We start from the raw sequence: 21,292 nt of genomic DNA, 5'->3' as shown, positions 1-21,292 counted from the left end.
AATTTTAAAAACCAAATAAACGACATATAGAATATACTATATCTGATTGATTTAAAGTGTAAAAATGAAAATTTTTTACACCTTCAATAGATAAGTTTTTTATCATATCTATAAGTATACTCGAACCTATAATTCTTTGAGTTGCTAAATCATTAGATAGTCCACGAAAAATTTCAAACATCCAAGATGGAATACTAACATTAGTCATTTTAGCAAATCGTTTTAGTTGTTCGAAATTATAAATAGGTAATATACCTGGTATAATTTCAACATTTATATTATTTTTAAGACAATTATCTCGAAATCGTAAATAAATATCAGTATTAAAAAAAAACTGAGTAATAGCTCTATTAGCACCTGCATTTACTTTCTTTTGTAAATTAATAATATCAGATTTAGCATTTTTTGCTTCTGGATGTGTTTCTGGATAAGCTGCTACAGAAATATCAAAATCAGCTATTTTTTTCAATAAAACAACTAAGTCATAAGCATACATTGCATGTTTATGATGTACATTATTAGAATCCCCTCTTAATGCAAATATACTTCGAATACCATTTTCCCAATAAAACTTTGCTATCTGCTCTAATTCAGTATATGTTGAATCAACACAAGTTAAGTGAGGAGCTGTTATCACGCCTGTTTTTTGATGAATTTTTTTTACAATTTCATATGTTTTTTCACGTTCACCACTATTTGCTCCATAGGTAACAGAAAAAAAAAATGGTTTTAATTCACTTAATTTAATTGCAGAAGAAAACAATTTACTTTCTAAATTTATATTTTTAGCCGGAAAAAACTCAAAAGAACATTGTATTTTTTTATTTAAATTATTTAATTTTTGATTCATTATATCTTGATAATATGTACTTTTTAAAAAACTCATTTTAACAGCTCCATTAAAATATTTTATTTTTGTATCATATCATAAATAAATGTATGATTTTATATTGAAAAAAAATAATATCTTTATTAAATAACATTAATAATATTTAATTTATATGTATAAAAATCAAATCTATCAAAAATCTTTAAAAAATTTAAACACATTTTCCATTGATGTAACAGCAAAAAAAGTTATTTTCATTAAAACTATTAAATCATTAATTGAGATTTGTAAAAAATGTTATTACTCTCATATTCCTTACATTATTTTAGGGGAAGGTAGTAATGTATTATTTTTAGAAAATTACAAAGGCATAGTTATTATTAATAGAATTAAAGGAATTCAAGTTAAAGAAAAAAAAAATTCTTGGTTATTACATGTTTTTTCTGGAGAAAAATGGCATGATTTAGTTAAATATACTTTAAGAATGGGTTTTTTTGGATTAGAAAACTTAGCATTAATTCCTGGTTGTTTAGGTTCTGCTGCGATTCAAAATATTGGTGCATATGGTTTAGAGTTAAAAAATATATGCCAATACGTAGATATTATTTCTTTAAAAAATTCTAAAATAATAAGAATTGAAAAAAACTTATGTAAATTTTCTTATCGTAATAGTCTTTTTAAATACAAATATACAAAAGGATACGCAGTGATTGCCGTTGGTATACAAATATTAAAAAATTGGAATCCTATTATTTTTCATTCGCTTTTAAAAAACATTAATATAAATAAAATAAATCCATATACAATATATAATAGTATATGTCGAATAAGAAAAAAAAAATTACCTAATATTAATAAACTAGGAAATGCAGGTAGTTTTTTTAAAAATCCAATTATTTCTAAAAAACATTTAAAAAAACATTTATCTTTATATTTCAACATACCGCACTATTTTCAAATTGATGGATCTATAAAAATTTCAGCTGCATGGTTAATTGAAAAATGTAATTTTAATAAAATTCAAATTGGAGATGCAGCTATTTACAAAAAACAAAAACTTGTATTAATTAATCGAAAAATAGCAAAGCCAAAAGAAATTTTAATACTAGCTAAAATAATACAAAAATCTATTTTAAAAAAATTTAAAATATTACTAGAACCTGAGATAGATTTTATTAATTCATCAGGAAAAGTAAAACTTTTAAAAAATATTTCACTTAAAAGTTTATGAGTTCAATTATTTATTTGAAACATATTAAATTTAACTAAGAAACTATTTAATATAAAAATTATTTTTTAAAAAACCTTGCAATAAAAAAGAAACAACATATAATATTAAGTAGAAAAATTTATTTTAAAATAATCTTAAATAAGCCGGCTTAGCTCAGAAGGTAGAGCAACTGACTTGTAATCAGTAGGTCACCAGTTCGATTCCGGTAGCCGGCAAATTTAATAGGTGGGGTTCCCGAGCGGCCAAAGGGAGCAGACTGTAAATCTGCCGTCTCAGACTTCGAAGGTTCGAATCCTTCCCCCACCAAAAATGCGGACATCGTATAATGGATATTACCTCAGCCTTCCAAGCTGATGATGCGGGTTCGATTCCCGCTGACCGCTAAAAAAATTTACTGCTGATATAGCTCAGCAGGTAGAGCACACCCTTGGTAAGGGTGAGGTCCCCAGTTCAAATCTGGGTATCAGCATTTTAAAAAATATAAAAATTCAAAAAAAATAGTATTCAATTCACATATCTCACCTAATGTAAATTTTATAAATCCTAAAATCAATGTATCTTTAAAAACGATTTTAATTTTTCAAAATATTTTTTAAAATGTGTACTATAAAAAATAAAATATTTAAAATTCTAACATATTTTTTTGACTATTTCATTTTTTGTAATTCGCAGGGGAAACTATGAATCTATCAATTTCTAATAAAAAAAACTTTAAAAATACAGAAAGAATAAAATGGATTTTTATATTTATAAATTTTATTTTATGTATTTTAGTTAACTATTATTTTATTAAAGTAAACTTTTTTATCCGAACTGCATTAATAATTTTTTTAATTATCTGTACAATTGGAATTTTAATTTATACAGAAAAAGGAAAATCTATTTTATTATATATCAAGGCATCAAAAAGTGAAATGCAAAAAATAATATGGCCGAAATATAAAGAAACTTTATATACTACACTTATCATTATTTTTGTGACAATGTTTATGTCACTCATTTTATGGGGTATAGATAATATTATATTCCGTTTAATAGCATTTTTTATTAGTTTAAGGTTATAAAAATAGTTTAAGGTTATAAAAATGCACGAAAGTTCAAATAAAAAATGGTATGTATTACAAGCTTTTTCTGGTTTTGAAGGACGCGTTGCTCAATCAATACGAGAATATGTTAAATTAAATAAAATGCAAGATTTTTTTGGGGAAGTCATGGTGCCTGCTGAAGAAGTTGTTGAAATTAGAGGTGGACAACGCAGAAAAAGTGAATATAAATTTTTTCCAGGATATGTTTTAATTCAAATGATTATGACAGATACAACATGGCATTTAATTAGAAACATCCCTAGAGTACTAGGTTTTATTGGAGGTAAATCAGATAAACCATCACCAATTAGTAATAAAGAAGTAGAAACTATTGTTAATAGACTTCGTCAAATTGGTGATAAACCAAGACCTAAAACTTTATTTGAACCTGGAGAAATGATTCGGGTAAATGATGGCCCTTTTGCAGATTTTAACGGAGTTGTAGAAGAAGTAGATTATGAAAAAAGCAGATTAAAAGTATCTGTATCTATTTTTGGAAGATCTACTCCTGTAGAATTAGATTTTAGACAAGTTGAAAAAAATTAAAAATATTTTATTCAAGAGAATATTAACATGGCAAAAAAAATACAATCTTATATAAAACTTCAAGTATCCGCTGGAATGGCTAATCCAAGCCCTCCAATAGGTCCTGCATTAGGACAAAAAGGAGTAAATATTATGGAATTTTGCAAAATGTTTAATGCAAAAACAGAAAGCTTAGAAAAAGGTTTGCCGATACCAGTGATCATCACAGTATATTCGGATCGTTCATTTACATTTATTACAAAAACACCTCCAGCTTCTATCTTATTAAAAAAAGCTGCTGGAATTAAATCAGGATCTAGTAAACCTAAAATAGAAACAAAAGGAAAAGTCACAAATTTACAAATTGAAGAAATAGCTAAAATCAAAAGAAAAGACATGACTGGTTCAAATATTCAAAATATGATTCAATCTATTAAAGGGACTGCTAAATCTATGGGTTTAATTATTGAGGATTAATAATGATTAAAATTAATAAACGTATGAATATAATGAAAAAAAATATTAATATTGAAAAAATGTATAATATTGATGAATTAATTACACTACTAAAGAATGCATCAAAAGTAAGTTTTATCGAAAGTATTGATATTGCTATTAATTTAGGAATAAATGCAAAAAAATCAGATCAAAACATTCGAGGAACTACCATATTACCACACGGTATAGGTCGTTCTATTAAAGTAGCTGTATTTACTCAAGGTGAAAATATTGAAATAGCTAAAAAATCTGGCGCAGAATATATTGGAATGGAAGATTTATCTAAAAAAATACAAAAAGAAGGTGTTATGTTTGATACTGCTATTGCATCGCCTGATGCAATGAAAGTTGTGACACAAATAGGTCATATATTAGGGCCTCGCGGATTAATGCCTAATCCTAAATTGGGTACAGTTACAACAAACATTGCTGAAGCAATTAAAAATGCAAAAACAGGACAAATTTATTATCGAAATGATAAAAATGGAATCGTTCATGCTACTATCGGAAGAATTAACTTCGAAAAAAATCAAATCAAAGATAATTTAAATACTTTTTTAGAATCAATAAAAAAAGCTAAACCACCACAATCAAAAGGAATATATATAAAAAAAGTTGTCCTATCTAGTACTATGGGAGTTGGTTTAACTTTAGACCAATCGAGTCTATCTTTATAATAATATCTTTTACTTTACGGTAGAAAAAAAATTATTTATAATGATATCCCCTTTTAAAAAAAATTTAAAATTTATTTTAATAAATTTTTTATAATCACAAAGAAACAATAATACTAATCCCAATCATTGCTTTAATTAGTATACTTAATAAAACATCTTTTCTCTAAATTAAAATATAGGAGAATACGATAAAATGGCATTAAATCTTAACAAAAAAAAAACAATTGTTTCTAAAATAAATCAAATTTCTAATTCAGCTTTATCAGCTGTAATTGCCAACTCTCAAGGAATTTCTGCAAACCAAATAAATCAATTAAGAAAATTAGGACGTAAATTAGGCGTAAAAATGAGCGTTGTTCGTAATACTTTATTATCTTTAGCAGTTAAGAATACAACTTTTGAGTGCTTAAAAAAAATTATAAAAGGATCTACTTTTATAGCTTACTCGACAAATCATCCAGGCAGTGGAGCTCGATTATTTAAAAAATTTGAAAAAAAAAATAAACAATTTAAAATTACAGGAGGAGTGTTTGAGGGTAAACTACTATCTAATTTAGAAATCAATCAACTTGCAGATATGCCAACTTATGAAGAAGCAATAGCAAAACTTTTATTAATCTTAAAAATATCAGCTGCTGGAAAACTGATTTATACATTATCTGCTATAAAACGGAAAAAAGAAACCTCGTAAAAGAGGTTATTATTTTTGATGTATTTATTAACATCTAAAATAATTCTAATTGTTATTAGGAATTATTGTTATGTCTATTACTAAAGAACAAATTTTAGAAGCTATATCAGAAATGTCTATTATGAATGTTGTAGAACTTATCTCAGAAATGGAAAAAAAATTTGGAATTTCTGCAAATATGTCTATGCAGTCTAATAACAGCAACGAACAAAAAGCTGCTGAAGAAAAAACAGAATTTGATGTTTTTTTAAAAGCTATTGGTCCAAATAAAGTTTCAGTTATTAAAAGTGTGCGTAGCGCAACTGGTTTAGGGCTTAAAGAAGCTAAAGATTTAGTAGAATCTGCACCAACTGTCATAAAAGAAAATATTAACAAACAAGACGCAGAATCACTTAAAAAAACTTTAGAATCTGCTGGCGCTGAAATCGAAATTAAATAAAATTATATATTTTATTGTAATTAACTTCCACATAGGCTGGTGTTTTTAATTCACCAGCCCTTTTATATAATAAAGAATATTTACAAAATTTTAAAAAAATTTTTCAAAATGAAATTATTTAAAAAAATAAAAATTAACAATTAAAATAAAAAAAATATCTCTTCTTCAGATTAAAAGACAATAACATTAACTTTTATTTGTCTCTCAACGAGCATAGGAATCCTATGGTTTACTCTTATACCGAGAAAAAACGTATTCGTAAAGATTTTGGAAAACGTCCTAAAATTTTGGATATACCATATCTTCTTTCGATTCAACTGAATTCTTATAAAAAGTTTATTAAAATAGATCCAGACGGACAACATGGATTAGAAGCAGCTTTCCAATCAGTATTTCCTATACGCGGTTATAATGGCAATTCTGAATTGCAATATGTCAGTTATCGATTAGGAGAAACAACATTTGATGTTAAAGAATGTCAAATACGAGGTGCCACTTATTCTGCACCGTTAAGAGTAAAATTGAGATTAGTTATTTATGAACGTGATATATTAGAACCTACAGTTAAAGATATTAAAGAACAAGAAGTATATATGGGCGAAATACCATTAATGACAAATAATGGAACTTTTATAATTAATGGTACAGAAAGAGTTGTTGTATCTCAATTACATAGAAGTCCTGGTGTATTTTTTGATAGTGATAAAGGAAAAACACATTCTTCAGGAAAAGTTTTATATAACGCTCGTATTATTCCTTACAGAGGATCCTGGTTAGACTTTGAATTTGATCCAAAAGATATTTTATTTGTTAGAATTGATAGACGAAGAAAATTACCAGTAACTATTATTTTACGTGCTCTTAACTATAATACAGAAGAAATATTAAATTTATTTTTTGAAAAAAATATTTTTAAAATAGATAATGAAAAAATTGAATTGGCATTGGTATCAGAAAGGCTTAGGGGAGAAACTGCTTCTTTTGATATCGAAAAAAATGGAAAAATTTATGTAAAAAAAGGTCGTCGAATCACTGCACGACATATACAAGAATTAAAAAAGTTTAAAATTACATCGATTATAGTTCCAGTAGAATATATTTTAGGAAGAATAGTATCAAAAAACTACTTACACCCAATTACAAAAGAAATAATTATCGCAGCTAATACAGAGTTATCTTTAGAAGTACTCATAAAATTACAGAAATTAAATTTTTCATATATTGAAACCCTTTTTACTAACGATTTAGATCATGGACCATATATTTCAGAAACACTTCGTATTGATTCATCAAATGATAGAACAAGTGCATTGATGGAAATTTATCGAGTCATGAGACCTGGAGAGCCCCTGACAAAAGAAGCTACAGAAAATCTATTTGAAAATTTGTTTTTTTCTGAAGATCGATATGATCTTTCATCTGTTGGGCGTATGAAATTTAATAGATCTTTATCACGTGAAAAAATTGAAGGGTTAGGCACTTTAAATAAAGAAGATATTATTGATGTGATAAAAAAATTAATTGATATCCGAAACGGAAAAGGAGAAGTAGATGATATCGATCATTTGGGAAACAGAAGAATTAGATCAGTAGGAGAAATGGCTGAAAATCAATTTAGACTGGGTTTAGTAAGAGTAGAAAGAGCTGTCAAAGAAAGGTTGTCAGTAGGTGATTTAGAAACTTTAATGCCGCAAGATATGATTAACGCAAAACCAATATCTGCAGCTGTAAAAGAATTTTTTGGTTCGAGTCAATTATCTCAGTTTATGGATCAAAATAATCCTTTATCAGAAATTACACATAAACGAAGAATTTCAGCTTTAGGATTAGGTGGTTTAACTAGAGAAAGAGCTGGTTTTGAAGTAAGAGATGTTCACCCAACACATTACGGTCGAGTTTGTCCGATAGAAACTCCGGAAGGTCCTAACATTGGATTAATTAATTCTTTATCAGTATATGCAAGAACTAATTCATATGGTTTTTTAGAAACACCTTATAGAAAGGTAAAAGATAGATTAGTTACACAAGAAATACACTATTTATCTGCAATAGAAGAAGGAAATTATATTATTGCACAAGCTAATACGAACATAGATAAAAATAATTTTTTTGTAGATGATTTAGTAACTTGTAGACATAAAGGAGAATCAAGCTTATTTAATTGCAATCAAGTTGATTATATGGATGTTTCTACTCAACAAATAGTATCTGTTGGAGCATCTTTAATTCCTTTCCTTGAACATGACGATGCAAATAGAGCTTTAATGGGAGCTAATATGCAACGTCAAGCAGTACCTACTTTAAAAACTGATAAACCTTTAGTAGGAACAGGCATGGAAAGAGCAGTAGCAGTAGATTCTGGGGTTACAATTGTCGCAAAAAGAAGTGGTATTGTTCAATATGTAGATGCTTCACGAATTATAATTAAAGTTAGCGAAGATGAAACATACTTAGGAGAAGCAGGTATAGATATTTATAATTTAACAAAATATACTCGTTCCAATCAAAATACTTGTATTAATCAAAAACCATGTGTTCAATTAAATGAAAAAATAAACAAAGGAGATGTTTTAGCAGATGGACCATCAACTGATTTAGGTGAACTTGCATTAGGACAAAACATGCGAGTCGCTTTTATGCCTTGGAATGGATATAACTTTGAAGATTCTATCTTGGTTTCAGAAAAAGTTGTACAAGAAGATCGATTTACTACAATTCATATCCAAGAACTATCCTGTATATCTAGAGATACTAAATTAGGACCTGAAGAAATCAGCTCAGATATACCTAATGTAGGAGAAGCTGCTTTATGCAAATTAGATGAATCAGGTATTGTTTATATTGGTGCTGAAGTAACCGGAGGAGATATTTTAGTAGGAAAAGTAACCCCTAAGGGAGAAACACAATTAACTCCAGAAGAAAAATTATTACGTGCTATTTTTGGTGAAAAAGCATCTGATGTAAAAGATTCATCATTAAGGGTTCCCAATGGGGTATCTGGAACTGTAATTGATGTTCAAATTTTTACACGTGATGGTGTAAAAAAAGATAAAAGAACGTTAGAAATTGAAGATATGCAACTTAAGAAAGCAAAAAAAGATCTTACAGAAGAATTTAAAATATTTCAATTAAGCTTATTTTTAAAAATTAAAAACACTTTGTTATCTTGCAACGTTGAAATAGAGCAGTTAAATCAATTACCTTTTGAAAAATGGCTTAGAATTAATGTAAAACAAGAAAATAAACAGCAAGAAATGGAAAAATTTATACAACAACATAATGAATTGAAAAAAGAGTTCGAAAAAAAAATAGAAATAAAGCGCAGAAAAATTACACAAGGTGATGATCTTGCACCAGGAGTTTTAAAAATAGTAAAAGTATACTTAGCAGTAAAACGCCAAATACAACCCGGTGATAAAATGGCTGGAAGACACGGAAATAAAGGAGTTATTTCTAAAATCAATCCTGTTGAAGATATGCCATATGATGAAAATGGCATACCAGTAGACATTGTATTGAATCCTTTAGGAGTTCCATCACGTATGAACATTGGGCAAATATTAGAAACACATTTAGGAATGGCTGCTAAGGGAATTGGTGATCAAATTAATAACATGCTCAAAAAACAAGAAAAAATATCTCAATTAAGAAGATTTATTCAAAAAACTTTTAATTTAGGAGAAAATTTAAGACAAAAAGTGAATTTAGAGGAATTTTCAGATGAAGAAATATTGCATTTAGCACAAAACTTAAAAAAAGGAGTTCCTGTTGCAACACCAGTATTTGATGGGGCAAAAGAACATGAAATAAAAAAAATGTTACAATTTGCAAATTTACCGGAATCTGGACAAATTTTTCTCTTTGATGGAAGAACAGGTGAAAAATTTGAAAGACCAGTTACTGTTGGTTATATGTATATGTTAAAATTAAACCATTTAGTAGATGATAAAATGCATGCTCGTTCAACTGGCTCCTATAGCCTTGTAACTCAACAGCCACTAGGTGGAAAAGCTCAGTTTGGTGGACAACGCTTTGGTGAAATGGAAGTGTGGGCATTAGAAGCATACGGAGCCTCTTACACATTACAAGAAATGTTAACTGTTAAATCTGATGATGTCAATGGAAGAACTAAAATGTATAAAAATATTGTAGATGGTAATCATCAAATGGAACCTGGAATGCCAGAATCATTTAATGTTTTATTAAAAGAAATTCGCTCGTTAGGAATTAATATTGAACTAGAAAACGAATAAAAGAATATTTAATATATCCAGTGCACACATAGATTTAAAACCTTCAAAAATTTCACTCCAACGAGAGCTCATGCGTGAAAGATTTACTAAAATTTTTAAAAGCCCAAACTAAAACTGAAGACTTTGATGCTATTAAAATTTCATTAGCATCACCAGATGTTATTAGATCTTGGTCATTTGGCGAAGTTAAAAAACCAGAAACCATTAACTACCGAACATTTAAACCAGAAAGAGATGGATTATTTTGTGCTCGTATTTTTGGTCCAGTTAAAGATTATGAATGTTTATGCGGAAAATATAAAAGATTAAAACATCGAGGTGTTATTTGTGAAAAATGCGGCGTGGAAGTTACACAAAGTAAAGTAAGACGTGAAAGAATGGGACATATAGAACTTTCTTCTCCCACAGCTCATATTTGGTTTTTAAAGTCATTACCATCACGTATAGGTTTATTATTAGACATGCCATTAAGAGATATTGAAAGAGTTCTCTACTTTGAATCTTATGTTGTCATTAGTACAGGTATGACTCATCTTGAAAAAAATCAAATATTAACAGAAGAACAATATTTAGATGCACTAGAAGAATTTGGAGATGAATTTTACGCAAAAATGGGTGCAGAAGCAATTCAATTATTACTAAAAGGCATGAATTTAATAAAGGAATGTGAAAATTTACGAACAGAATTAAATGAAACAAATTCTGAAACAAAACGAAAAAAATTAACAAAACGAATTAAATTAATTGAATCATTTATACAGTCTCATAATAAACCAGAATGGATGATTCTTACTGTTTTACCGGTATTACCCCCTGATTTAAGACCATTAGTACCATTAGATGGCGGCAGATTTGCAACATCTGATTTAAATGATTTATATCGTAGAGTAATTAATAGAAATAATCGATTAAAAAGATTATTAGATTTAGCTGCTCCTGATATTATTATTCGAAATGAAAAGAGAATGCTACAAGAAGCTGTAGATGCGCTATTAGATAATGGAAGAAGAGGTAGAGCTATTACAGGATCTAATAAAAGACCTCTTAAATCTTTAGCTGATATGATAAAAGGTAAACAAGGTCGATTTCGTCAAAATTTACTTGGAAAACGTGTAGATTATTCAGGTCGATCAGTAATTACTGTTGGTCCTTATTTACGATTACATCAATGTGGTCTACCTAAAAAAATGGCGTTAGAACTTTTCAAACCGTTTATATATGGAAAATTAGAAGTACGAAGTTTAGCAACTACTATTAAAGCTGCAAAAAAAATGGTAGAAAGAGAAGAATCGGTAGTATGGGATATTTTAGATGAAGTTATTCGAGAGCATCCGGTATTATTAAATCGAGCTCCTACCTTACATAGATTAGGTATTCAAGCATTTGAACCTGTGTTAATAGAAGGAAAAGCTATACAACTACATCCATTAGTTTGCGCTGCTTATAACGCTGATTTTGATGGCGATCAAATGGCTGTTCATGTTCCGTTAACACTTGAAGCTCAATTAGAAGCCAGGGCGTTAATGATGTCTACAAACAACATTTTATCACCAGCAAACGGTGAACCAATTATCGTACCTTCTCAGGATGTAGTTTTAGGGTTGTATTATATGACCCGAGAAAAAATCAATGGAAAAGGAGAAGGTATGTTTCTAAACAGTTCTCATGAAGCGGAAAAAGTATATCATTTAGGTGTTGCTGAGTTGCATTCTTTGATTAAAATTAGAATAATAGAATATCAAAAAAACGAAGACAATCAATTAACTCCTATAAAAAAAATAGTTAATACTACTGTAGGCAGAGCTATTTTATGGATGATTGTTCCAAAAGGATTGCCATTTAGCATAGTTAATCAAACTTTAGGGAAGAAAGATATTTCTAAAATGTTAAATACATGTTACCGCATTTTAGGTTTAAAACCTACTGTTACTTTTGCTGATCAAATTATGTATACAGGTTTTGCTTATGCAGCAAGATCAGGCGCATCTGTTGGTATTAATGATATGGTCATACCAGAAAAAAAATCAAGTATTATTCAGGAAGCAGAAATTGAAGTAGCTGAAATACAAGAACAATTTCAGTCTGGTTTAGTTACAGCAGGCGAAAGATATAATAAAGTTATTGACATTTGGGCTACGGCAAATGAAAGAGTAGCAAAAGCAATGATGGAAAACTTATCTGCAGAATTGGTTCTAAATAAAAAAGGAGAATCGCAAAAACAAACTTCTTTTAATAGTATATTTATGATGGCAGATTCAGGAGCTCGAGGATCTGCAGCGCAAATTCGACAATTAGCTGGTATGCGTGGCTTAATGGCTAAACCTGATGGTTCTATTATTGAAACACCTATTACAGCTAACTTTAGAGAAGGTTTAAATGTGTTACAATATTTTATTTCAACACATGGAGCTAGAAAAGGATTAGCGGATACAGCATTAAAAACCGCTAATTCTGGTTATTTAACTCGTAGACTTGTAGATGTAGCGCAAGATTTAGTTGTCACAAAAAAAGATTGCGGAACACATGAAGGTATTTTAATGACTCCCTTAATAGAAGGCGGAGATGTCAAAGAACCATTACGCGAACGAGTTTTAGGTCGAGTCACTGTAGAAAATATAACAAATCCTAATACTAAAAAAATATTAATAGAAAGAAATACTTTATTAAATGAACAATGGTGTGATTTATTAGAAAAAAATTCTATAGATACTATTAAAGTTAGATCAGTAGTTAATTGTGATACTGATTTTGGTGTATGCGCATATTGTTATGGTCGAGATTTAGCAAGAGGTAATTTAGTCAACAAAGGAGAAGCGATAGGAGTAATTGCAGCTCAATCTATAGGAGAGCCTGGTACTCAATTAACGATGAGAACATTTCATATTGGTGGAGCTGCTTCAAGAGCTGCGACAGAATCTAGTATTCAAATTAAAAATAAAGGTATTATAAATCTTAATAATGCAAAATCTGTCACTAATTCTTCAGGAAAAATAGTTATAACATCAAGAAATGTAGAGTTAAATATTATTGATAAATTTGGCAGGACAAAAGAAAGTTATAAAATACCTTATGGATCTATAATGGCTAAAAAAAATGGAGAAGAAGTTACCTCTGGAGAAACTATAGCAAAATGGGATCCTCATACTATACCAGTAATTACAGAAGTAAATGGATTTGTTCGATTTATAGATATGATTGATGGTCAAAGTATTACAAGACAAGCAGATGAATTAACCGGATTATCTTCAATAGTAGTATTAGATACAGCTGAAAGAATGTCTATTGGTAAAGATTTAAGACCTTCATTAAAAATTATCGATGCAAACGGAAATGATGTACTTATTTCAGGAACAGATATGCCTGCTCAATATTTTCTACCTGGAAAAGCAATTGTACAATTAAATGATGGTGTAAAAATTAGTTCAGGTGATACTCTAGCAAGAGTTCCCCAAGAATCAGGAGGAACTAAAGATATAACTGGAGGATTACCAAGAGTAGCGGATTTATTTGAAGCAAGACGCCCAAAAGAACTGGCTATTTTAGCTGAAATTAGTGGCATCATTTCATTTGGAAAAGAAACTAAAGGAAAAAGAAGATTAATTATTACTCCAGTAGATGGAAATGATTCGTATGAAGAAATGATTCCGAAATGGAGACAATTAAATGTATTTGAAGGTGAACGAGTCGAACGAGGTGATGTTATATCCGACGGACCAGAATCACCACATGATATTCTTCGTTTAAGAGGTGTACAAGCTGTAACTAAATATATTGTCAATGAAGTACAAGAAGTATATCGTTTACAAGGTGTAAAAATTAATGATAAACATATTGAAGTTATAGTCAGACAAATGCTTAGAAAAGCAACAATTATTAAATCAGGAAATTCAGAATTTTTAGATGGAGAACAAGTTGAATTTTCAAGAATAAAAATTGCAAATCGTATATTAAATAAAAAAAATAAAATACTAGCTACTTTTTCAAGAGATTTATTAGGAATTACTAAAGCGTCATTAGCAACTGAATCATTTATATCTGCTGCATCATTTCAAGAAACAACTAGAGTGCTAACAGAATCAGCAGTAGCAGGAAAAAAAGACGAACTACGAGGATTGAAAGAAAATGTCATTGTTGGTCGTTTAATTCCAGCAGGTACTGGATATGCATATCATAAAGAACGATTACATCGTCGAAAATCTACAAATAAAAATTATATATCAAATAATAATTCATCTTCGCAAGTTAGTGTTGAAGAAGCATCTGCAAGTTTATCTGAACTATTAAATTCTACTCTTACATAAAACTATATCTATATAATTTTTTAAAAAATATAAAATATGGCTGCTTTTGTAAAGCAGCCTAAACAATTTATAAAAATATAAAAAATAAACTTTTCTTTTAGAAATAACATATGATTGATTTGCACTATCTTTTTATTTTTTTTTAGATATATTATATATTTTAATTTTATTTAATTCGTTAAATTCATCTTTTTAATTTTAAATCAATTTTAAAAATATAATATCAAACAACTTTTCGATTTAAATTATATAAAATACGAATTTAAATATACTTTTAATATTTTTTAAAAATATAAAATGTATCTTAAAACGAATTTATTTTAATTAAAAAAATAAATTATTTTATTAAAATTTATATCAATATAATTTAAATTAATTATCATTTTTTTAAATAAAAAGGGCAGATAATGAATAAAACTCAATTAATTAATATTATTTCTAAAAAGTCTAATCTATCGAAAATACAAGTTAAATCTACTTTAGAATCAACACTATCTACTATTATTGAATCTTTGAAAAAAGGCGAACCCGTACAAATAGTTGGTTTTGGTACATTCAAAGTGAATTTAAGAGCTTCTCGTACAGGAAGGAATCCGCAAACAGGAAAAGAAATTATTATTCCTGCAACAAAAGTTCCTAGTTTTATATCTGGTAAAACATTAAAAAATGCAATTAAATAAAAATCTATTACATTAAAAAATTTTAAGGGGCAAAGTGCCCCTATATAATTAAAAAATATTTAAAATTTTTTTAAATGAATTTTATTAAAACACTCTTTTATAAATAAGAAATAAAATTATGTCATCAAAAAAGATATTAAAAAATGCTTTAGTTAGTTTATCTAATAAAAAACATTTATTAGAAATTGCACAAATTTTATTGAAAAAAAAAATTAATTTACTTGCAACAGGAGGAACAGCAAAATATTTAAAAAATCACAATGTACCTGTAATTGAAATTGCAGAATATACAAATTTTCCAGAAATATTAAATGGTCGCGTAAAAACTATGCACCCTAAAATAATAGCAGGCATTTTATATAGAAGAGATAAAGATCAAAAAACTATACAATCATATGACATACTACCAATAGACATTGTAATCGTTAATTTTTATCCATTTGACAAAATTGATATTCAAAAAGAATACAAAATAGAAGAAATGATTGAAAAAATTGATATTGGAGGACCAACATTAGTTCGATCTGCTGCCAAAAATTATAAAGATGTGATAGTTATAGTAAATTTTTTTGATTTTAAATTAATTTTTAATTCAATAGAAAATAATTATGTCAGTATAGAAAAAAGGTTGTATTTAGCAAATCAAGCTTTTTTATATACATCTCGTTACGAAAAAAGTATCGAACAATACTTTACAAATGAAAATAAATTTAATGAAAAAAATAAAAAAAATTTATTTCCAGATCAAATTAAATTTCAATTTGTTAAAAAACAAAACTTAAGATATGGAGAAAATCAACACCAAAAATCGGCTTTATATATAAAAGAACATAGTTTAACTCCAGGAACGATTAGTTCATCGTATCAAGTGCATGGAAAAAAATTATCTTATAATAATATATCTGATGCAGATATCGCCTTAGAATGTGTTAAAGAGTTTTATGAACCAGCTTGTGTTATTGTGAAACATGGAAATCCTTGTGGAGTATCTGAAAAAACATCTCTATTAAAAGCATATATATCTGCTTATAAAGCAGATCCTATTTCTGCATTTGGAGGAATTATTGCATTTAATTCTATAATAGATGTAAAAACAGCTGAAGAAATTATTCAAAGACAATTTGTTGAAGTAATTATTGCACCTGAAATAAATCATTTATCTTTAGAAATATTAAAAAAGAAAAAAAACATAAGAATATTAATTACTGGAAAATTCAAAAAAAATAATGAACAAATAGATTTCAAAAGAATAACAAACGGATTACTTGTGCAAGAACATGATAAAAGTGAAATAGATATAAAAAAATTTAATTTTGTGACGAAAAGATTACCTACTGAAAAAGAATTACAAGATGCTATATTTTGTTGGAAAATAGTGAAATATATCAAATCAAATGCAATTTTATATGGTCTTAATAAAACAACTATTAGTATAGGATCTGGACAAACTAGTAGAGTAGACGCAACTCAATTAGCAAATCTTAAGGCCAAAGATCGAGGATTTGATACTACAGGAGCTGTGATGGCATCTGATGCGTTTTTTCCTTTTAGAGATGGAGTGGATAAAGCAACATCTATTGGAATAAAATGCATTATTCAACCAGGTGGTTCAATTCGTGATCAAGAAGTGATTGAATGTGCTAATGAATATAATATAGCAATGATTTTTACTCAACAACGTCATTTTAAACATTAACTTTATCATACTAAAAATAAAATATAGCTATAATATTTGAAAAATAAATTAAAAAATATTATTATATTCGTTAAATCATCATTTAGATTTTTATTTATATAAAATAATCTAAAAGATGATTTAAGACTTGGTTAATTCAATATTTTAAATAATATTGTTTTATATTAGGTTTTTTTGAATTATATTTCGTATTTTTTTTGTAGCTTCTACCATATTTTTTAACGAAGATATTGTTTCATTCCAATTTCTTGTTTTTAAGCCACAATCTGGATTCACCCACAGACGTCTCAATGGTATATACTTCATTGCTTGCTGTAATAATATATCAATTGATTTAACATTAGGTACATTTGAAGAATGAATATCGTATATACCTGGGCCCACTTCGTTTGGATATTTAAATTCTTTAAATACTTCTAATAATTCCATATCAGAACGTGCTGTTTCAATTGTAATAACATCAGCATCTAATAAAGCAATAGAGTTCATAATATCATTAAATTCGCAATAACACATATGTGTATGAATTTGTGTAGTATTTTTTACATCAAAACAAGTTAAACGAAAAGCATCTACTGCCCAATCTAAATATTTATTCCATAAACTTTTTTTCAAAGGTAATCCTTCTCGTAATGCAGGTTCATCAATTTGGATAATTTCAATTCCGTTTTTTTCTAAATCTAAAACTTCATCATGCAATGCTAGTCCAATTTGTTTAGACATCATTTTTAATGAAATATCTTCTCTAGGAAAAGACCAAAATAAAATAGTTACTGGACCTGTTAACATACCTTTTACTGGTTTTTTTGTTAAAGATTGAGCATATTTTAACCATTCTATAGTGATAGATTTTGGACGACTAATATCACCAATAATAATAGGTGGTTTGACGCAACGTGATCCATAACTTTGAACCCATCCATTTTCTGTGAATACAAATCCATCTAAATGTTCTCCGAAATATTCTACCATATCATTTCTTTCGGCTTCTCCGTGAACAAGAACATCAATATCTAGCTCTTCTTGTATTCTTATTACTTCTAAAATATGTTTTTTAATACCTATTTCATATTCTTTAAAATTTATTACATTTTCTTTATAATCTTTTCTTAACTTTCTTATTTCTAATGTTTGAGGAAAAGAACCAATCGTAGTAGTAGGTAAAATAGGCAAATTAAATTTAGTTTTTTGTGCTTCAGAACGTATAGAATAATTATTAATACGATTAAAATTACTATTTAAAATTTTAGAAACACGTTTTTGAACTTCAAATTTTTGAACTTTTTCAGAAAAACTACGTTGATAAATGGGATCGCACCATTGTTTAATTAAACTAGTATCATCATCCTTTAACGCTGTTAACAATAATTTTAATTCACTACATTTCTGAATAGCGAAAGAAAACCATTTCTTGGTTTCTTTGTCTAAATTTTTTTCCATGTTTAAATCAATTGGCGAATGTAATAATGAACAAGACGAACTAATCAACAAATTTTGACGAAACTTAGTAATTTTAGAGATCACTTCAAACCATTTTAAAAGATCTGATTTCCAAATATTTCTCCCGTTAATAATTCCCAAAGATAACGTCCATTCTTTAGGAATTTTATTATTAAAATCAAATAAATTATATTTTCCACAAACTAAATCAATATGAATACCATGTACAGGCAAATTACGAATAAATTCTATATTATGATTAATACTATCAAAATATGTTGTTAATAATATTTTAGTTTTTCCATGTAAATATTTATAAGCATATGAATAAGCCTTTTTCCACTTATCAGGAAGTTCTAAAACTAAAGCAGGTTCATCGATTTGAACAAAATTAATGTTTCTTTTGGATAATTCATTTAAAATATACTTATATATAGGCAATATATTATCAAGTAAATCTAAACGATCAAAATATTTTCCCTTTACTTTACCTAGCCATAAGTATGTGATAGGACCTAAAATAATAGGTTTAACTTTATAACCTAATGATAAAGCTTCATCTGTTTCTTCTAACAGTTGATTCCAAGAAAATTTTAGTATTCTATCTTTATTAAATTCTGGAACTATATAATGATAATTAGTGTTAAACCATTTAGTCATTTCTGATGCAGAAATATCTGGATAAGATCCTCGAGCTATACGAAATAAACAATCTAAATCAATAGAATTATTAGTATCATGATGTCGTTCTGGTATATTTCCTAACATCATACTAGTCGTTAAAACATGATCATACCAAGCAAAATCTCCAACTGATATATATTCGATTCCAGTCTCTTTTTGTTTATTCCAACTGTATTTTCTTAAATTTTTTCCTATCAACAATAAATCTGATTTTTTAATATTACCAGACCAATAAGATTCTTGGGCTCTTTTAAGTTCTCGATTCACACCTATTCTTGGAAATCCAAGTATATGATTCGTAATAGCCATTTTGTCTCCTTATCAAACTATTTTATAAATATTTATTTATAATTTAATAATTGATTTATTTAAAATAGATATCTTATAATTCTAGTATTAAATAAAATACGCAAGCAAAAATATTTAATTATCGATATGAAGGAATCTCATGATCGAAATAAAACATCTACGAACGCTACAAATCTTAAAAAATAGCGGTTCATTAAACTCCGCTGCAATTCAATTGCATCAAACACCATCAGCTATTTCTCATCAATGTAATGAACTAGAAAAAAGATTAGGTTTTAAATTATTTATTAGAAAAACCAATCCTATTAAATTTACTATTCAAGGAAAAATCTTACTAAAATTATCTACAGAAATACTACCTAAGATAGAAAAAGCAATAAAAAACTGTAAATATACTCATCATACAGTTATTAAACTTGCTATTGAATGTCACAGTTGTATTCATTGGCTAACACCTGCATTAAAAATTTTTCATAAAAACTGGCCTAAGGTAGAAATAGATTTTTACTCAGATATGATTTTTAGTCCTCAACCCTCTCTTCAACAAGGTAAACTAGATATTGTATTCACTTCAGAAGTTTTACCTAAAAACGATTTAGTTTATATACCTATGTTCGATTTTGAAGTTCGATTAATTTTATCTCCTAGTCATCCTTTAGCGAAACAAGAAAGAAAAATTGTTCCAGAAGATTTATCATCTGAAATATTAATGACATATCCAGTAGAACGTAATAGATTAGATATATGGAAGTTTTTTTTACAACCAGCAGGAATAATACCAATATTTAAAAATGTAAATAATACCTCACTTCTGATACAAATGGTATCAGCAAAAATGGGCATTACTGCTTTACCGCACTGGGTAGTAGACAATTTTGAACAACAAAACTTAATTGTAACAAAAAAGTTAGGACAAGGTATATGGAAAAGACTATATGCTGCTGTAAGAAGTGGCGAACAAAAAGAATTAACTATACAAAATTTTATTTTTTCTATATCTTCACATGCTAATAATCGTTTAAAATTTATTCGTCATATATTACAACCTGGATTTTTTAAAAACTTTAAATATTAATTAAGAATAAAATATTTATATAATTAAACATTTGATAAAAAAAATATTTTATTCAAAAAAATTGCTACACTGTCATCTTTATTATGACCAATAACTTCAGCGTCAGGTAAAAGATTTTTTAAACGTAAATCTGAATTTTGCATAATACATGCTTTTCCAGAAATTTTTAACATATCATAATCATTCATCCCATCGCCAAATGTAATACATTCTTTTAAAGAAATACCTAAAAGATTAGATATTAATTTTAATCCATATCCTTTAGAAGTTTTTCCGGATATAACTTCTAAACATCCTGGTACAGAAAAACTCACATTCACTTTTTCCGATAATAAAGCAATGATATATTTTTCAAGATTAAATAATTTTTCAAAATTATTACTGGTAAAAAAAATTTTACTAACTTTATTAAAATTAAATTTATCTGGATTAAAATACTTGTATTTAAGTGACGATAAACTCGAACAAAAATTATTTTGAATTTTACTGCTATTTATATACCAATAATCATTTTGATAAACCTGTGTAATAATATCTAAATCTAAATGTGTTAAAGAAATCAGTTTACGAGCGATGTCTGTATTTAAATCATTTTCAAAGATTAATGTATTGTCTAAATCATAAACTTTAGCTCCATTAGAAGTAATCATAAAAATTTTAATATTTAAATTATCTCGAATATGCATCATATCCACATGATGACGACCTGACGCAAAAATAATATACAAACCTTTATTTATTAATAATTTTATGATTTTTTTTGTATATTTTGTTATTTTATTTTTTGGAGATAATAAAGTACCATCTAGATCTACTGTGATAATTCGATACATAACACACCTTAATATAAAATAATATATTTATATACTTGAAATACTT

The 21,292-nt window shown here is 27.5% G+C and carries 15 protein-coding genes and 4 tRNA genes; 16 read left to right on the top strand and 3 right to left on the bottom strand.

The features are described from left to right. Positions 1 to 4 precede the first annotated feature (4 nt). Positions 5 to 886, bottom strand: a complete 882-nt coding sequence (gene metF / locus D9V63_RS00235) for a methylenetetrahydrofolate reductase (protein ID WP_158368297.1) — start codon at positions 884 to 886, stop codon at positions 5 to 7. Positions 887 to 1,001: 115 nt separating this feature from the next. On the opposite strand from metF, the gene murB reads away from it, so the two are divergent. From murB to purH, 15 genes are all read left to right on the top strand, one after another. After that, on the top strand, positions 1,002 to 2,060 hold the full coding sequence (gene murB / locus D9V63_RS00230; RefSeq protein WP_158368295.1) for a UDP-N-acetylmuramate dehydrogenase: 1,059 nt from the start codon (positions 1,002 to 1,004) through the stop codon (positions 2,058 to 2,060). Between the two features lie 142 nt (positions 2,061 to 2,202). Then, positions 2,203 to 2,275, top strand: a tRNA-Thr gene (locus D9V63_RS00225). A 9-nt stretch (positions 2,276 to 2,284) separates the two neighbouring features. Further along, positions 2,285 to 2,366: transfer RNA gene (locus tag D9V63_RS00220), tRNA-Tyr, on the top strand. Between the two features lie 5 nt (positions 2,367 to 2,371). Further along, positions 2,372 to 2,443, top strand: a tRNA-Gly gene (locus tag D9V63_RS00215). 13 nt (positions 2,444 to 2,456) lie between these two features. After that, positions 2,457 to 2,529, top strand: a tRNA-Thr gene (locus D9V63_RS00210). Positions 2,530 to 2,740: 211 nt separating this feature from the next. Then, entirely contained in the window at positions 2,741 to 3,124 is a 384-nt protein-coding gene (gene secE / locus D9V63_RS00205; protein ID WP_158368293.1) for a preprotein translocase subunit SecE, read from the top strand. A gap of 21 nt (positions 3,125 to 3,145) precedes the next feature. Continuing rightward, the gene (gene nusG / locus D9V63_RS00200) at positions 3,146 to 3,691 is read left to right on the top strand and encodes a transcription termination/antitermination protein NusG (RefSeq protein ID WP_158368291.1); all 546 of its coding nucleotides are present in this window, start codon (positions 3,146 to 3,148) and stop codon (positions 3,689 to 3,691) included. Positions 3,692 to 3,718: 27 nt separating this feature from the next. Continuing rightward, positions 3,719 to 4,147: a 50S ribosomal protein L11 gene (gene rplK, locus D9V63_RS00195; protein ID WP_158368289.1), complete on the top strand. Its 429-nt coding sequence runs from the start codon at positions 3,719 to 3,721 to the stop codon at positions 4,145 to 4,147. 2 nt (positions 4,148 to 4,149) lie between these two features. Beyond that, positions 4,150 to 4,845, top strand: a complete 696-nt coding sequence (gene rplA, locus D9V63_RS00190; protein WP_158368287.1) for a 50S ribosomal protein L1 — start codon at positions 4,150 to 4,152, stop codon at positions 4,843 to 4,845. 193 nt (positions 4,846 to 5,038) lie between these two features. Then, positions 5,039 to 5,536 carry a 50S ribosomal protein L10 gene (gene rplJ, locus D9V63_RS00185; protein ID WP_158368285.1) on the top strand — a complete coding sequence of 166 codons (498 nt, stop codon included), beginning with the start codon at positions 5,039 to 5,041 and terminating at the stop codon, positions 5,534 to 5,536. Between the two features lie 70 nt (positions 5,537 to 5,606). Then, complete coding sequence (gene rplL / locus D9V63_RS00180) at positions 5,607 to 5,975, top strand: 50S ribosomal protein L7/L12 (RefSeq protein WP_158368283.1); 369 nt, start codon at positions 5,607 to 5,609, stop codon at positions 5,973 to 5,975. Positions 5,976 to 6,199: 224 nt separating this feature from the next. Further along, positions 6,200 to 10,228, top strand: coding sequence for a DNA-directed RNA polymerase subunit beta (rpoB, locus tag D9V63_RS00175; RefSeq protein WP_158368281.1), 4,029 nt, complete (start codon positions 6,200 to 6,202; stop codon positions 10,226 to 10,228). Positions 10,229 to 10,302: 74 nt separating this feature from the next. Next, the gene (gene rpoC / locus D9V63_RS00170; protein WP_158368278.1) at positions 10,303 to 14,529 is read left to right on the top strand and encodes a DNA-directed RNA polymerase subunit beta'; all 4,227 of its coding nucleotides are present in this window, start codon (positions 10,303 to 10,305) and stop codon (positions 14,527 to 14,529) included. A gap of 407 nt (positions 14,530 to 14,936) precedes the next feature. Next, positions 14,937 to 15,209: an HU family DNA-binding protein gene (locus tag D9V63_RS00165; RefSeq protein WP_158368275.1), complete on the top strand. Its 273-nt coding sequence runs from the start codon at positions 14,937 to 14,939 to the stop codon at positions 15,207 to 15,209. 118 nt (positions 15,210 to 15,327) lie between these two features. Beyond that, positions 15,328 to 16,905, top strand: a complete 1,578-nt coding sequence (gene purH / locus D9V63_RS00160; RefSeq protein ID WP_158368272.1) for a bifunctional phosphoribosylaminoimidazolecarboxamide formyltransferase/IMP cyclohydrolase — start codon at positions 15,328 to 15,330, stop codon at positions 16,903 to 16,905. A 159-nt stretch (positions 16,906 to 17,064) separates the two neighbouring features. On the opposite strand, the gene metE is transcribed toward purH, so the two are convergent. Then, a complete protein-coding gene (gene metE, locus D9V63_RS00155) occupies positions 17,065 to 19,338 on the bottom strand; it encodes a 5-methyltetrahydropteroyltriglutamate--homocysteine S-methyltransferase (protein ID WP_158368269.1) in 2,274 nt (757 codons plus the stop codon). 139 nt (positions 19,339 to 19,477) lie between these two features. On the opposite strand from metE, the gene metR reads away from it, so the two are divergent. After that, positions 19,478 to 20,413, top strand: a complete 936-nt coding sequence (gene metR, locus D9V63_RS00150; RefSeq protein WP_158368266.1) for an HTH-type transcriptional regulator MetR — start codon at positions 19,478 to 19,480, stop codon at positions 20,411 to 20,413. A 23-nt stretch (positions 20,414 to 20,436) separates the two neighbouring features. Here the strand turns inward: metR and D9V63_RS00145 are convergent, their stop codons facing one another. After that, complete coding sequence (locus D9V63_RS00145) at positions 20,437 to 21,246, bottom strand: Cof-type HAD-IIB family hydrolase (RefSeq protein ID WP_158368263.1); 810 nt, start codon at positions 21,244 to 21,246, stop codon at positions 20,437 to 20,439. Positions 21,247 to 21,292: the final 46 nt, after the last annotated feature.

Source organism: Buchnera aphidicola (Aphis nasturtii), from assembly GCF_005083345.1.
Taxonomy (GTDB): domain Bacteria; phylum Pseudomonadota; class Gammaproteobacteria; order Enterobacterales; family Enterobacteriaceae; genus Buchnera; species Buchnera aphidicola_R.
This window is presented reverse-complemented; position numbering and strand designations above follow the sequence as displayed.